Origin of the sequence: Rhizobium mesosinicum, from assembly GCF_019511345.1 — a bacterium.
In the GTDB taxonomy this organism is placed as follows: Bacteria; Pseudomonadota; Alphaproteobacteria; order Rhizobiales; family Rhizobiaceae; genus Rhizobium; species Rhizobium mesosinicum.
The window spans coordinates 1-13,467 of the sequence record NZ_JAEUAK010000009.1; the positions used below are offsets into that span (position 1 = coordinate 1).

17 protein-coding genes and 1 tRNA gene are annotated in these 13,467 nt (G+C 58.2%); 9 read left to right on the forward strand and 9 right to left on the reverse strand.

Features of this window, described 5'->3' with window-relative positions; all coding sequences use genetic code 11:
• Window positions 1–59 precede the first annotated feature (59 nt).
• Both JNB85_RS21475 and JNB85_RS21480 read right to left on the reverse strand, forming a co-directional pair.
• On the reverse strand, window positions 60–1,358 hold the full coding sequence (locus tag JNB85_RS21475; RefSeq protein WP_220336331.1) for an ABC transporter substrate-binding protein: 1,299 nt from the start codon (window positions 1,356–1,358) through the stop codon (window positions 60–62).
• A gap of 29 nt (window positions 1,359–1,387) precedes the next feature.
• Entirely contained in the window at window positions 1,388–2,476 is a 1,089-nt protein-coding gene (locus JNB85_RS21480) for an ABC transporter ATP-binding protein (protein WP_220336332.1), read from the reverse strand.
• A 266-nt stretch (window positions 2,477–2,742) separates the two neighbouring features.
• On the opposite strand from JNB85_RS21480, the gene JNB85_RS21485 reads away from it, so the two are divergent.
• Window positions 2,743–3,453 carry a GntR family transcriptional regulator gene (locus JNB85_RS21485; protein WP_220336333.1) on the forward strand — a complete coding sequence of 237 codons (711 nt, stop codon included), beginning with the start codon at window positions 2,743–2,745 and terminating at the stop codon, window positions 3,451–3,453.
• Between the two features lie 4 nt (window positions 3,454–3,457).
• On the opposite strand, the gene JNB85_RS21490 is transcribed toward JNB85_RS21485, so the two are convergent.
• Entirely contained in the window at window positions 3,458–3,865 is a 408-nt protein-coding gene (locus tag JNB85_RS21490; protein WP_220336334.1) for a DUF4174 domain-containing protein, read from the reverse strand.
• A 102-nt stretch (window positions 3,866–3,967) separates the two neighbouring features.
• Complete coding sequence (locus tag JNB85_RS21495) at window positions 3,968–4,351, reverse strand: BRA0787 family protein (RefSeq protein WP_112564635.1); 384 nt, start codon at window positions 4,349–4,351, stop codon at window positions 3,968–3,970.
• Window positions 4,352–4,671: 320 nt separating this feature from the next.
• Here JNB85_RS21495 and JNB85_RS21500 point away from each other — a divergent pair, with 320 nt between their 5' ends.
• From JNB85_RS21500 to JNB85_RS21510, 3 genes are all read left to right on the forward strand, one after another.
• Window positions 4,672–4,878 (forward strand): hypothetical protein, encoded by a 207-nt coding sequence (locus JNB85_RS21500; protein WP_183740935.1) that lies wholly within the window; start codon window positions 4,672–4,674, stop codon window positions 4,876–4,878.
• Window positions 4,879–4,887: 9 nt separating this feature from the next.
• Entirely contained in the window at window positions 4,888–5,103 is a 216-nt protein-coding gene (locus tag JNB85_RS21505) for a hypothetical protein (protein ID WP_338050341.1), read from the forward strand.
• A gap of 219 nt (window positions 5,104–5,322) precedes the next feature.
• Window positions 5,323–5,571, forward strand: coding sequence for a DUF2934 domain-containing protein (locus JNB85_RS21510; RefSeq protein ID WP_220336563.1), 249 nt, complete (start codon window positions 5,323–5,325; stop codon window positions 5,569–5,571).
• Between the two features lie 9 nt (window positions 5,572–5,580).
• Here the strand turns inward: JNB85_RS21510 and JNB85_RS21515 are convergent, their stop codons facing one another.
• Both JNB85_RS21515 and JNB85_RS21520 read right to left on the reverse strand, forming a co-directional pair.
• A complete protein-coding gene (locus JNB85_RS21515; RefSeq protein ID WP_220336335.1) occupies window positions 5,581–7,509 on the reverse strand; it encodes a DUF5054 domain-containing protein in 1,929 nt (642 codons plus the stop codon).
• Between the two features lie 468 nt (window positions 7,510–7,977).
• Window positions 7,978–8,163, reverse strand: coding sequence for a hypothetical protein (locus JNB85_RS21520; RefSeq protein WP_220336336.1), 186 nt, complete (start codon window positions 8,161–8,163; stop codon window positions 7,978–7,980).
• Between the two features lie 126 nt (window positions 8,164–8,289).
• Between JNB85_RS21520 and JNB85_RS21525 the strand changes: the two genes are divergently transcribed.
• From JNB85_RS21525 to JNB85_RS21540, 4 genes are all read left to right on the forward strand, one after another.
• Window positions 8,290–9,015 carry a LuxR family transcriptional regulator gene (locus JNB85_RS21525; protein ID WP_220336337.1) on the forward strand — a complete coding sequence of 242 codons (726 nt, stop codon included), beginning with the start codon at window positions 8,290–8,292 and terminating at the stop codon, window positions 9,013–9,015.
• Between the two features lie 157 nt (window positions 9,016–9,172).
• The gene (locus JNB85_RS21530; protein WP_220336338.1) at window positions 9,173–9,838 is read left to right on the forward strand and encodes an acyl-homoserine-lactone synthase; all 666 of its coding nucleotides are present in this window, start codon (window positions 9,173–9,175) and stop codon (window positions 9,836–9,838) included.
• The gene (locus JNB85_RS21535) at window positions 9,835–10,026 is read left to right on the forward strand and encodes a hypothetical protein (protein WP_183740948.1); all 192 of its coding nucleotides are present in this window, start codon (window positions 9,835–9,837) and stop codon (window positions 10,024–10,026) included. Before JNB85_RS21530 ends, JNB85_RS21535 begins: the two co-directional genes overlap by 4 nt.
• 251 nt (window positions 10,027–10,277) lie before the next feature.
• Window positions 10,278–10,508 (forward strand): DUF2934 domain-containing protein, encoded by a 231-nt coding sequence (locus JNB85_RS21540; RefSeq protein WP_220336339.1) that lies wholly within the window; start codon window positions 10,278–10,280, stop codon window positions 10,506–10,508.
• A gap of 13 nt (window positions 10,509–10,521) precedes the next feature.
• Here the strand turns inward: JNB85_RS21540 and JNB85_RS21545 are convergent, their stop codons facing one another.
• Complete coding sequence (locus JNB85_RS21545) at window positions 10,522–10,890, reverse strand: response regulator (RefSeq protein WP_112541191.1); 369 nt, start codon at window positions 10,888–10,890, stop codon at window positions 10,522–10,524.
• Window positions 10,891–11,082: 192 nt separating this feature from the next.
• On the opposite strand from JNB85_RS21545, the gene JNB85_RS21550 reads away from it, so the two are divergent.
• Window positions 11,083–11,158 (forward strand) — tRNA-Ile (locus tag JNB85_RS21550).
• A 23-nt stretch (window positions 11,159–11,181) separates the two neighbouring features.
• Here the strand turns inward: JNB85_RS21550 and JNB85_RS21555 are convergent.
• Both JNB85_RS21555 and JNB85_RS31250 read right to left on the reverse strand, forming a co-directional pair.
• Window positions 11,182–12,372 carry an adenylate/guanylate cyclase domain-containing protein gene (locus JNB85_RS21555; RefSeq protein WP_220336340.1) on the reverse strand — a complete coding sequence of 397 codons (1,191 nt, stop codon included), beginning with the start codon at window positions 12,370–12,372 and terminating at the stop codon, window positions 11,182–11,184.
• Window positions 12,373–12,382: 10 nt separating this feature from the next.
• Window positions 12,383–13,243, reverse strand: a complete 861-nt coding sequence (locus JNB85_RS31250; RefSeq protein WP_420852286.1) for a polysaccharide lyase family 20 protein — start codon at window positions 13,241–13,243, stop codon at window positions 12,383–12,385.
• Between the last annotated feature and the right edge of the window lie 224 nt (window positions 13,244–13,467).

Below are 13,467 nucleotides of genomic sequence, written 5' to 3' on the forward strand. Positions count from 1 at the left end.
GCTCCCTCCCCCTTGTGGGGAGGGCTGGGGAGGGGAAAAGCGGCAAACGCCGACGTGCCTTACGCCGCGATGAACTCGTTCCAGCGGCGCACCATGTAGCGATCCTCGTCCATGACCGAGTTCCAGCACGCCACATGACCCATGCGCTCCTCGAACGAACCACCATCGCGAACAGCGCCGGCCTTTTCCATGACCTTGCCTTCCGGCGAGAGGATATCGCCCTGTGCCGGCTTGCCTTCGATCCAGTAGCCCCATTCGTCTGCCGTCATGAAGTTCTTGGCCGTATCCATGCAAGCGGAGTAATAGCCCTGACGGTTGAGATAGCCCCCGACCCAGCCAGACGTGTACCAGTTGATGTACTCATAGGCGGCGTCGAGCTGTGCGCCCTTGAGGTGGGCGGCGAGGCCGAGACCGCCACCCCATGAACGATAGCCTTCCTTGAGCGGCTGATATTTGCAGGCAATGCCCTTGGAGCGGACGGCGGCGACGGCCGGCGACCACATGGACTGGATGACGACTTCGCCCGACGCCATCAGGTTGACCGACTCGTCGAAGCTCTTCCAGAAGGCTCGGAATTGGCCGTCGTGCTTTGCCTTGATCAGGAACTCGATCGTCTTGTCGATCTCCGCCTTGGTCATGTTGCCCTTGTCGGCATATTTGATGTTGCCTAGAGCTTCCATGATCATCGCGGCATCCATGATGCCAATCGACGGGATGTTGAGGATCGAGGTCTTGCCTTTGAACTTCGGATCCATGATATCAGCCCAGGTGGTGATCTCGCGGCCGACGAGGTCGGGGCGAATGCCGAGCGTATCGGCATTGTAGATCGTCGGCATCATGGTGAAGAGCTCGGTCTCCCCCTTGGCGAACGTCTTGGCATCTTTGCTTTCGACATAGCCAACGGTGTGCGGCGCCGTACCCTGGGCAATGACGCTGTCTGGCTTCAGCTTGCCGTTCTTGAAGAGCGGCACGACCTTGTCGTAATACTTCAGCTTCTTCACATCCATCGGCTGGATGACACCGGCCGGATATACCTTTTTCAGGATCCAGTATTCGATATCGGCGATATCGTAGCTGTCAGGCTGGGTGACCGCGCGCTGGGCGGCAGCGTCGGAATCGGTCGCAGTCATCTCCAGCGTAATGCCGAGGTCCTGCTTGCACTTCTCGGCGATCGCATTGATGTTCGAAACGCCGGTGCCGAACTGGCGAAGCGTGATGTTGGACTGCGCCCAGATGGTCGGGAAGCCGGTGATAGCGCCCGAGCCGGCAATGGCGCCGACGGCGGCAGCACCCGTCTTCAGAAGCGCGCGGCGGGAAATTCCCTTTTCCGCCTTCGTGATTTTCGTTTCAGTCGTCATGGCAGTTCCCCTTTTTTTGATAGTGAAGTTCATGCGGAAACGCGGCCAAGGAGGACGGCATCCTCCAGAGCCCAACTCAAAGACACCGCATCGCCGACCGAGACCGGGCTGGCGAAGTAATCGCTGTCGCTTGCGATGACGGTGAAATCGTCGCTGCCAGCCCCGAAGACGGTGATCTTCACCGAGGAGCCGCGATATTCGATATTCGAGACGACACCGTTGAAGCCGAGGGTCCAGTCGGTCGCCACCTGAAGGCGAACACGATCGGTGCGGATGCCGATATCGACGGCTTCGCCGACCTCCCTGCCCGTCCCGCGCACGGAAAAACTCTGCCCTTCAGGCACCGTCATGACGATCACGCCATTCTCGCTCGAAGTGACACGGCCGGAGAGAACGTTATGATCGCCCATGAAGCGGGCGACAAAGGCAGTCGCCGGCTTTTCGAACACCTGCCGCGGAGACGCCGCCTGCTCGATCTTCCCATCATTCATGATGACGATGATGTCGGCGAGCGCCATCGCCTCTTCCTGGCTGTGCGTCACATGCACGAAGGTGATGCCGAGCGTCTTCTGCAGTTTTTTCAGCTCCGCGCGCATGCGGATCTTCAGGAAAGGGTCGAGTGCAGACAGCGGCTCGTCGAGCAGCAATGCTTCCGGATCGGTGATCAAGGCACGCGCCAGAGCGACGCGCTGCTGTTGACCGCCGGAAAGCTGCGCCGGCCGCCTGGTGGCATAGGCCTCCATCTGCATCAGCTTCAGCATCTCCAGCGCCTTGGCGCGGCGCTCGTCCTTGTCGACGCCTTTCATCTTCAAGCTAAAGGCCACGTTGTCGACGAGATCGAGATGCGGAAACAGCGCATAGGATTGGAACATCATAGCCGTGCCGCGCTTTGCCGGCGGGAAATCGGTGACGACGACATTACCGAGCCGGATATCGCCCGATGAAATCGTCTCATGTCCCGCGATCATGCGCAGCGTCGAGGTTTTGCCGCAGCCGGATGGACCGAGGAAACAGCAATAGGAACCGGCCGGAATTTTCAGGCTGATGGCATGGACCGCCGTGGTCGCGCCATAGACCTTTGAAACGGATGCTATATCGATCTCTGCCGCTTTCGACATCGTGTCTTCCCCTGTTCGAGAAAGACAATGCATCTGGCGTGCCAATTTAGTGAGCACATCTTAAGCCGTTGCAAATCATGAATTTTTAATAGCATCATCCGGCCTGACAAAATTTCTGCCACTTTTCGCGTTGCACACAAAATGGGCTTTCGTCCTCAATTCGTGCAGAAAATCGTATACAATTTCGCCCACGCCGTGCGTACAAATTCGTTTAACTTTTGAGACAAAGGCGGCTATTGTTTGCTGACATCAAGGAAACCGATTTCATGAAATCCGCCGCCAGCGCCATGAGCCACGACGACACCCAGGATACGGGCGTCCCGCAGATCCGCGATGCCATCAGGGACGCGATCGTCGAGCGACGCCTGTCACCCGGCACGAAACTATCGGAAAGCGACGTCGGTAATCTCTTCAATGTCAGTCGCACGCTGGCGCGCGCAGCCCTGCAGGCACTTTCTTATGAAGGTCTCGTCAGCGTCGAGAAGAACCGCGGCGCTTTCGTCGCCTATCCCTCCCCAGACGAAGCCCGACAGATCTTCGCCGCCCGGAGGTTGGTCGAGCCGGGCATTCTGCGGGAAGCGGCGGTCCACATCACGCGATCCGATATCGAGCACTTGAAGCAATTGCTTTTGGAAGAAGGCCGGCTGATGGGTGAGCGCGGCCAGACGGCAAGACGAGCCGAAATAAAAGCATCGGGCGATTTCCATCTGACGCTCGCCGCCATCTCGGGCAATGCGATCATGCAGCGCTTCATGGAAGAACTCGTCGCCCGCTCATCCCTGGTGATCGCGCTCTACGGGCAATCGACCGTCTCGAGCTGCGGCCATGCCGAACACGGGGATATCATCGAAGCAATCGAAAGCGGCGAACTCGATCGCGCCTGCCGTCTGATGCTTCACCATATCGCCCATATCGAGGCTGATCTCGATCTGCGCGAACGCAAGAGCGTTGGGCTGAAAGAAGCATTCGAACTTTGAAAACTCAGTGATGCGGTGATCGGATGTCGGCGGCGCGACGGATCTCCTCCACACTCATCGGCTGGCTGGAACGCAACTTCACCTCGCCATCGGTGCCGACAAGTACCAGCCCGAATTCGCCGCTGAGCGGCCCTTGAAGCTCATCGCGCAGCTCGTCTGCATCAAGGTCCTTGCCATCCTCAAACATAGAGAATGCGCCGCCGCCGGCGATCGTGAAGACCTCGATATCGTCCTCGATCAGCCGCATCTGCGACTTGCGCAGCAATTCGTCCTGAACGATTGGCCTGTCGTCCTCGGCGTCGGCAAAGACGATGAGGACGTTCTTTTCGCCGCGGAACTGTTCCAGCGATCGCGGCAGGTGAGCCTCGCGACCGCCCGTTCCCATAATTTCGTGTAGAATGGATTTCAACATGGTGCTCGTCCTTCTCTGCCTGTTTCAACGGCTGGAAATGAGCAGGGTTCCGCAGAAGGATGGAGGAATGGGATCGCGGCCAGTGCCGCGATCCTGAAAGCCCTATTCGCGCGGCTCAGCTTCGGATGCGCGCGTCGAAAGAGCGGCGATGTCAGGCGTGCCATTGGCAAGAAGGCGCTTGCGCACCAGAACGCGCATGACGCGCGCCGCCGTCGAGAAGGTCATCTGGTCTAGCGGTCCCTCGCCCTCCCAAGGCTTGGTCAGCCGTTCGGTGACGGCGCCGACGATATTGGCCGGGACGATATCGGTGCATTCGCGCATAGCCTCGAAAACGAAGCTGATGGGAATAACCCTGCCTTCATGGGTGACAATCGGCTCCGTCAGTTCGCTGTCCCATTCCTCGTACGCATAAAGCGCCTCACGGAACAGCTGTTGCAGGGTGAACGGGGCATGTCCGTTGTGAAGTGGCGGCAGTGCATTCATCATGTCTGTCTCCTCTGATGGATTTAGCCAGCTTCCTCAAGACCCGGCCCGGATCGACGCAAGACGAGAGCTCGACTCCTCCCTCGGACCAGATACACGATTCATTTTATAGAGTAACACAGGCGTGATAAAGCCATTTCTGCCCTCCTTGTCTGCAGGCATCTTCTAACCGATTGAAATTCATTGAGACTTGCTGGTATTTTTTTGCTTTTGGAGCCGGTTAAAATGGCGTTTCGCCGCCAAGAGGGCATCGAAGGGGCAGATTTGGAACCTTTAGCGCACTAAGCGGTTTTGCCTCGGCAAGCAGCCTGGGGAGATCCGCAATGACGCAAATTCACCAACCTGAACGACGCAGCCGCACCCTGCGCGGCCGCCCCTATAGTCTTCAGGAGTTCGCCGCCAAATACGGCCTCAAGAAAGAGCAGGCCGAAAGCCTTTTTACCCGCTTCGGTCCGTCTTCGGTTGAGTTGGACTTGCTGATGGCGGCCAAGCGCCGTCCGCCTGTTCTGCCCGATCATATCCACGAGTAGGACAGGACCGTGAACGGTAAAGACAAAATCCGCAAAGACGCCGAAGGACAGTTCGCGCGTTCGCGAGAGGGCCGCCGCAACAGCGGCGTCTCCAGCGCCAAGCCGCGCGACGTTACCCATTCCGATGATGCCACCATCCATCGCACATCGCCCGACCAGAAGTCGCGAAAAGACTGGGACGTCAACCACGGCGAGGCCAACAGCGAGCGGTCACGCTCTGAATGATCGCCCTCTCTGAGCGCAAAATTTCACCGAATATGTCGGGAACACACGTCGGGTGAACTCGTTCTTACACTGAGCATGGCAAGAGGTCATGCCAACCCATCGAAATGCCGGCGTTTGCCGGCTCCTTTCTACACGAGCAGCTTGAGGTACCGCCTTCGGCGGGAGGCCAATCGTGTGGAATCGCTGGCGGGAAAGAAGATCGGCAAGAAGGACGACACGATGAGCAATACCTCCCGGCATGACTGGATATGCAAGCGGGCCTACGCACTTTGGGAAGCGGAAGGCAGGCCGCATGGCCGCGACGCTGAGCATTGGCTTCAGGCGACTGCCGAGCGTGACAGGCTGGAACAAACGCGCGCATCGGCTGATGGAAACGAGGTTCTCGTCAAATTCCGGCCGAAAGTACCAGAATCCCACAAGCCCACCATCCAGATCAGTCAACGCCACAGGCTCCCGCGAGCGGTATGAACAGGCGAGCTAGTCCAGGCGTATCCGGAAACGGGCGGAAAAATCGCCTTCCCACCACATTGGGAAATTGGTTCCCCACTTGTTATTATGCAGGTTGAAGCGGATTCCCGCTTCAAAATCCGGCAGCTCCTTACAGAACGTCATGAAATCCCAGCCCTGCGGCGCAACCAGCGGCGTGTCGAGCGGCTCGACGAAGAGCATTCCGGCATCCGCAAGGTCGCCGCGGACGGCGGAGACGGCCTGAAGCTGCGCGCCGCCCGACATGGCGAAACTGCAGGACCGGTGCCACAACCCCGTCTTCCTGAAAGCCCAGTCCTTTGCGCCGTCGGGCGTGAACGACAGGAAGCTCGCCTCGGGCATACGATTGGCCGGCTTGTCCCGCAGCGAGAGGCGCAATTGCAGGCTATCGTCATCACCCGAAAACTCCACGGCGAGCTGGGGTGGCGCCCCAAACCGCTCGACGGCTTCCGCGGGCATGGACAAGAGAACCCCGTCGTTGCCCGCACGTTCCAGTCTCGGCACATAAACCTTCGAAAGCGCCGCACCCGAGCGACCAAGCCCAGGCTTGTCGTGATCGAGCACTGCCCATTCCTGCCGATGCGTCAAATAGCTGCCCATATGTCTGGCGACATCGGCAGCGTCATAACTCTCATAGCGATAGGCGATCAACGAACCGTTGCGGCCGGCAATCCGGCGCCCCAGCGGCGAAGTTACCGCAGCGACATCGCCGGTCACCTCATCGAGCTCGATCGACCAGTCGCTGGCAACAAGGCGGGTCTCCCTGCTCACGCTGCCGACGAGCGCCGGCGCGAAGAGCTCTGCGAGCACCGTCTGCGCCTGCTGCTGGTCGTCGGCATCGAGTTCGGCGACAGCCTGGTCGATATAGCCGCGCTGCTCGTCCCACGACGCCTCGGTATAGGCGAAACGGTAATCCCCTTTGCGGGCCGCTTCGAAATCGGCTTTTGCCCAAGCCTTGTCGTCGCGCAGATAGGATTTGATATCCACCCCGCACGTATGCTCCGCCACCATGGCGAGCCCGCGGCCGAAAGCAAGCCTGCGCTGATTGAGTCCCTCGCCCGCGAAGCGGTCATAGAGCCGTTGCAGGGCCAGAAATTTCGCCGTCTTCAACGGGTCCGTGGCGCTGCCATGAATCCAGCTGTCGCCCAGCTCCAGCTCCAGCACCGGGAAACGCTCGCGCTTCTCCCAGAGGATCGCACCATAGTTCTCCAGCGTCGCCGCGCGGATGACCGCTTCAGGCGCGAGGCGGCGCACGTCGCGATAGGCCTCCGCCGTCTGCGGCACGCTTTGCGGGCCGATATTGTCCTGCGTATGTGCAAAGCTCAGCCCGTCGTCGAAACCTTCGGGAAAATAAGTTTCGCCATAGGAGCGCTGGTACATGACCACGACCTCGGCGCTATCAGGCGCACGCCAGCGAAAAACATCAGGCACGTCGGGCGGCGGGGAAGCCGTATTGACGCCGAGATGCAGGAAGCGGATGCCGGCTTCGGCAAGCAGCGGCACCATGCCGAGCGTGTGGCCCGGAACGTCGGTCATCTTCGCCGCAATCGTCTGCTTGCCAAAGCGGCGGTCGAGCTCCTGCGAATAGGAAAGACCCGCTCGGAACAGGTCCGGTGACATGAGTTCGGTGTGGGTGGTGAAAGGCAACCCGTGCCAGCGGATGAGCCCGCGTTCGATCGCCTGTTCCAGTGCCGCGACCTCGGCAGGCGAGCGCGAAGTCAGATGATCCCAGATCAGCCACGCGCCTGTTGTCCAGATGAATTTCGGCTCTTCAGGGTTTTCGGCATAGAAATGCGCACCGGTCTCGATCGCCTGCGGAATGAAGCGCTCGTGATATTGCCGGCGAACCTTCTCCGCATGGTCGGTGAAACCGATATCGAGATGGGTCTTGAAGACCAGGTGCACGCGCTTTTCCGTCATCTGCATCCGCTAGATCAGTCCGGCTGTTGCCAAGCAGCTCTCGTGAGAAGCAACGCAAATGATTTTGCGTTCGACATGCAATCCCGGCCCACCTCCCACTATGGCACAATAGCGGTTTGTGTAATCGTTTCCACACACACCTTTGCGCTTTGCGGTAACGATCCGTCAAGCATGTTTGCTGGAGAAGCCGCGAATATGCTGCATATTTTGTTAAGCTGCACTTCGCCTATCTTGCTTCCGGCAGGCAACGCAAATTAAGTGGCGACAAAGTATGAAAGCGTGTTCATTCGCCATTAACCTGACGGCCACGGCGGTGCACCCGCGATATACCTGTCATCTTGCTGCTTTACACGACATGAAACGGACCTTCCCGATGGCCTCCATGATCGAATTCACCGTGACCTGTCCGGCGCGCCTGCGTCACGTCTATGGAAGAAATGCGTGAGCGATGTAACGGTAAAGGAGCGATTATTTCTCTTCGCAGAGCGTCCGGTGAACCTCTGTCCAGAACAAGGCAAGCAACCTATCGCCGTTGCGTTCAGCGACCAGCGCACGGATCAGCGCCTCGGAGCCAGCCATGTCCTGCCAGCTCGATCTCAGCCCTTTGGCTGCCTGATGGCATTCGGCGATGTCGAACGTTCTCTTGCTGTCCATCTGGAGCCTCCCCGGAAAAGGCGCTAACAGACGGGTCCGGAAAAGTCATTCCCCGCATATGTGGGGATGCCTTGTATTTTCGACATCCCTCGCGGTAAGATTGAACGTTTTGAGGCAGACGGCACGATGACAGAAAATAGCTATTCGCAAAAGTTCGAACCTATTTTCGAACAAATCAAGGCTGCGGCCAATGTCGATGCTTCCATCCGCATCTTCCAGGCGGAATATGCCGTCGATTATGTCACCTATCACCTCGCTCAGACCATCGCGGCAAAGATCGACGCCCCTTTCGTGCGCACCACCTATCCGGACGCCTGGGTCTCTCGCTATCTGCTCAACAGCTACGTGAAGGTCGATCCGATCGTCAAACAGGGCTTCGAGCGCCAGCTACCCTTCGACTGGAGTGAGGTGGAGCCTACACCCGAAGCCTACGCCATGCTGGTCGACGCCCAGAAGCACGGGATCGGCGGCAACGGCTATTCGATCCCGGTGGCTGACAAGGCGCAGCGCCGCGCGCTGCTGTCGATCAACGCCCGCATGCCGCTCGATGATTGGACCGCCATGGTCAAGACCTATCGCAACGAGTGGATCGAGCTCGCCCATCTCATCCATCGCAAGGCCATCTACGAGCTTCACGGCGAGAACGATCCGGTGCCGACGCTTTCTCCGCGCGAAATCGAATGCCTGCATTGGACGGCACTCGGCAAGGACTACAAGGACATCGCCGTCATCCTCGGCATTTCAGAGCATACGACCCGCGATTATCTGAAAACTGCCCGCTTCAAACTCGGCTGCGCCACCATTTCCGCGGCGGCCTCGCGGGCCGTACAGCTGCGCATCATCAATCCCTGAATGCCTGCTGGTCTGGCTGAATCATTCTGAGCCGGAAATGCTCTGAACGACCCCCTCATATGCGGGGGCTCATCTGTAGGCACCCATATGAGGGAATTTCCGATCCCGTCGTCCTGAACCAATCTGCCCTCACGAACTCAACACGCTGGAGGGCAAAATGTTCGTTATCATTCAGGCACATGAGTATCAGAAATATGCTTTCATACTCGACCAGATGTTCCGCCTGCGCAAGAAAGTCTTTGCGGACACCCTTGGCTGGAACGTTCCGGTAATCGGCCCTTTCGAGCGCGACAGCTATGACTCGCTCTGCCCGGCCTATCTCGTTTGGTGCGACGAAACCCGCACCCGCCTTTACGGCGGCATGCGCCTGATGCCGACGACCGGACCGACCCTCCTCTACGACGTCTTCCGCGCAACCTTCCCGCAGGCAGCCGATCTCGTCGCCCCCGGCATCTGGGAGGGAACCCGCATGTGCATCGACGAGGAAGCAATCGCCGACGATTTTCCCGATATCGATGCCGGCCGCGCCTTCTCGATGCTGCTGCTCGCTCTCTGCGAATGCGCCCTCGATCATGGCATCCACACCATGATTTCCAATTACGAGCCGCACCTGAAGCGCATCTACAAGCGCGCCGGCGCCGAGGTCGAGGAACTCGGCCGCGCCGATGGCTACGGCAAGTATCCGGTCTGCTGCGGCGCCTTCGAAGTTTCCGAACGGGTACTCACCAGGATGCGTGCATCCCTCGGCATCGATACCCCCCTCTACACCCGCTACGTCCCGACGCGTTCCGTCGTGACCCAATTCCTGGAGATGGCAGCATGAACCGCGTGAATGAAACCACAGTGCAAAAAGATATCGGTGCGTTGGAACGACATATCCTCGCATCCCGCGATATCGCCACGCAGATGGGAGACCCCTTCCTCTCCTATCTCCTCTCGATGGCTCTTTTCACCATCTATGAGAAGAAGGCGCATCAGGAAAACGATCTGCTGAAGAGCAGCTACAACTAGAGCAATTCCAGCAGAAGTGCGCAGGGATTTTGCGTTCGGACCTGCGTGAAAACAAACAGATAGAGCATTTTCAGCGACCCGAAGAAAATGAAAATGCTCTGACGGCTCCCCCGGGGCCGGCGGCCGGGCTTGAAGCAGACCTCCCTTCAGCTCGGCTGCGCCTCCCGATATCTCTGCCGACATCTGGCGCCTCGCCGGAACATTCCGCTTCCCGGCCGGTTTTGCGATGACCGAGACCACGGGAGATAGCCATGACAAACCGGACCGAGAACCGCGTGCGCGAACGCGCCTATGCAATCTGGGAAAAAGAAGGCAGGCCGGAAGGCCAAGATCGGCGCCACTGGAAGGAAGCCGAGGTCGAACTGCGCGGCGAAACGACGAAAGTCAACGAACAGGCTCGCAAGCAGATCGAAGAAACCGAAACCGCGACGGGGGCAATCGGCGTCCCCATTCCGCCGCCGTCGATGGCGAGCCCCGATTGATGCCCGCCTGCAGCTACCGCGTCATCGAATCGATCGCCGAGATCAAGGCCTCGTGCTGATAGGGTTTCGGCAGGAAAGCCGTGTTGGCGGGCAACGACATCGGATCGAGCCGCACCATGCCCGAGGTGATGATGATGCCGATATTCGGCCGCATCGCCCTCACCCGCTTGGCCAACTGGATGCCATCCATCGAACCGGCCATATTCACATCGGTGAAGAGGATATCGACATCGTTGCGGGCCTTCAGAAGCACCATTGCCTCGTCCGCGTTCCCAGCCTCGAGCGCCACATGCCCTACGTCTTCGAGCACATCCAGAATATTGAACCTGATCAGCGGTTCGTCCTCGACGATGAGAACCACGGCACCCTGGGAAGCCACCATTCTGCGATTGCCCTCTTCAGATCCTGTCTGACAGCAGTAAATGTAGCCCGCCCGCGAAGGTTCCAGAGGGCAGGCCGCAAATATGCACCGTCCACAGATGCTTGCGCTCATGGCTTGTGACTGTCCCGGATTTGCGTTAATCGGACAAAAGCCGCGGGAGCCATTGCCCCGGCTGACCGCACCCTGGGTGCCGGGCCTGTAGCTCAATGGTTAGAGCCGGCGGCTCATAACCGCTTGGTTGGGGGTTCGAGTCCCTCCGGGCCCACCATTTGTTTTTTGTCCATTGTACGATCAGTTTACGGCAGCCGAAGCGGGAACCTCGATAATCACGGAATCCTGACAGTCGTCGATATCGTCCCAATAGGGCACCGGCGTCATTCCGTTGGCCCGGAATTGCGCAAGGTTCTGATGTCCTTTTGAGTTCTCCGGGCCTCCCTGCTTCCAGTTGGTGAAAGTGACCGTTTCTCCGTCGAGCCAGTGCCACCCCTGACCGGGCTCCACAGAGCCCGGTGTCTGGACCAAACCGATCATTGGTCCACTGACCTGCTTTGAGCCATCGCTGATGTCTTGCACCATCCAGTGACCAGGTTGCTGAAGAGACAGGTCAAAGAGATACATGTTCTCGGCCGCCGAATTGATCGTCACGACATGCCCGCCAAGCGCATCAGCCAGTTCTTCAAGTACGTCCATCGTGAGACCGCCCCAGTAGCGGATAATGTAGTAGTCGGAATTCTGAAAATGCCCTGTTGTAACGAGATCGAACTTCGCAAGAATTTCCTGCTTTGTCAGGCCATTGAACTGCCCCTGCTCATCACCACGAGTGGCCCAGTCAGGCGTCCGTATATTCAGGAGCAGGTAGCCAGACAACATGGTTGCGACTAATGCCAGGCTGACGATTGTCAGCTGCATCGAAGGGCGCTTCACAGTTCTGATGAGAAACGTCTGGAGCGCGTGGCCAAAGCTATTGCTGGTGGGGCCTATTGCATAGACCTTGATCGGCTTTTCCAGATTTTTGACATATTGCTCGCCAAGCTTGGTAAGCGTCGTCGGTAGCTTGCGGTCAACTTGCTCATAGACGTTCTCAGAGACGCAGATGCCGCCTGGCACCGCTACCGATTCCAGGCGAGCAGCGATGTTTACGCCGCCACCAAGCACATCCCCGTTCTGCTGGATCGTGACATCACCGATATTGATACCGATGCGGTAAAAGAGCCTTTCTCGCTCCTTGACCCCAGCGTTATAGGCCTTGTGCGCTTCCTGTATCTCTATGGCCGCTTCAACGGCTTCAACCGGGCTCTCGAAGACGGCGATAATGCTGTCGCCTGCGGTATTGGCGATACGTCCGTTATATTTTGCAATCAACGGGTCCATCCGACTACGAAGTTCCACAAGATGGAACAATGTCGAAGTCTCGTGCTCCTCCATATGACTGCTATACTGCGCGACATCGGCCGCCAGTATCGTCGCGAGGGTGCGCCTCATGATGCCCCCTCTACTGGGTACCGTCCACCATCTCTCGACTGGAACCTCGCCGGATACCGCTGTACCAGGCCACCAGAGGGGCATCAGACTTGAGACGGCTTACGAAGCTTCGGTAAACGCCGTACTTGAAATAGACAGGTACGTTTCGATCGACATTAGGACCCTTTACTCCTACCTTCTTTGCGCCGTTGACCCACACATCAATAAAGCCCGCCGGGGTCCTGGACCAAATCGCGTGGATAGTTACGCTCGTCCAGTGGCCCTTCATTGCATTCGCGGAACTGAGTCCAACCTGCCGTAAGGGGGGAAGTGGGCGCATGGGGTCCGCTTGTCTCACCGAAGGATTTGACAACTCGAAGATATATCGGCCGTTCTGAATCTGGAAAAGAACCGGCGGTTTGCCGTTGCCGAACTGGTGAAACTGACCGAGCTTAGTATTGATCGAGCCACTGGCTGGCCAATCTTTAGGAATGAACACCGAGAAATGGTACCAATACTCGTGATCCAGCCGTGAAGCTGGCTTGTTTTCCCACTTCTCGACCCTTTCCCTGTCCTTGTGGCAGTCACCAGTGGAGGCGGGACAGTCACCCGAGCGTAATTCGAAGCGCTCTGCTCTCGTCCCGTCCGGGGCAGCACCTCGCTGATACGAGTAACCTCTCGTGGATTGAAGGGAAAAACTGCCAAAGTTGTCCGCAGCTTGCGCCTTTGGCGCAAAACCGAGGGAAGCGGAAGATAGAATGATCGCAGTCGCTAAAATGCCATGCCGAGAACTAGATCCGCGCATCCATCCTCCACTGCGGCAATGCTTTGGCCGCCTTCCTGAGAACGAAGAAGACCACATCCAGCCGTGACCTGCAACACGCGCCGGCATAAGCAATTTGCAGGATAGGCGACTGCAAGGAGAGCAATACCAATCACATTCACCGTCGGAGGATTACAAACGCTGCAGGCACTCTTCGCTGATATGGAGCCTGAACGGCCGTGCTAAAGACGTTATTCTTTGGCTTTAATAGGTCGGTCAGCACAGCAATCCCCCACATACCGTCGCCATTCATTGCCGCCCTAGCATATTCATGATAGCTTAACTACGCTTTC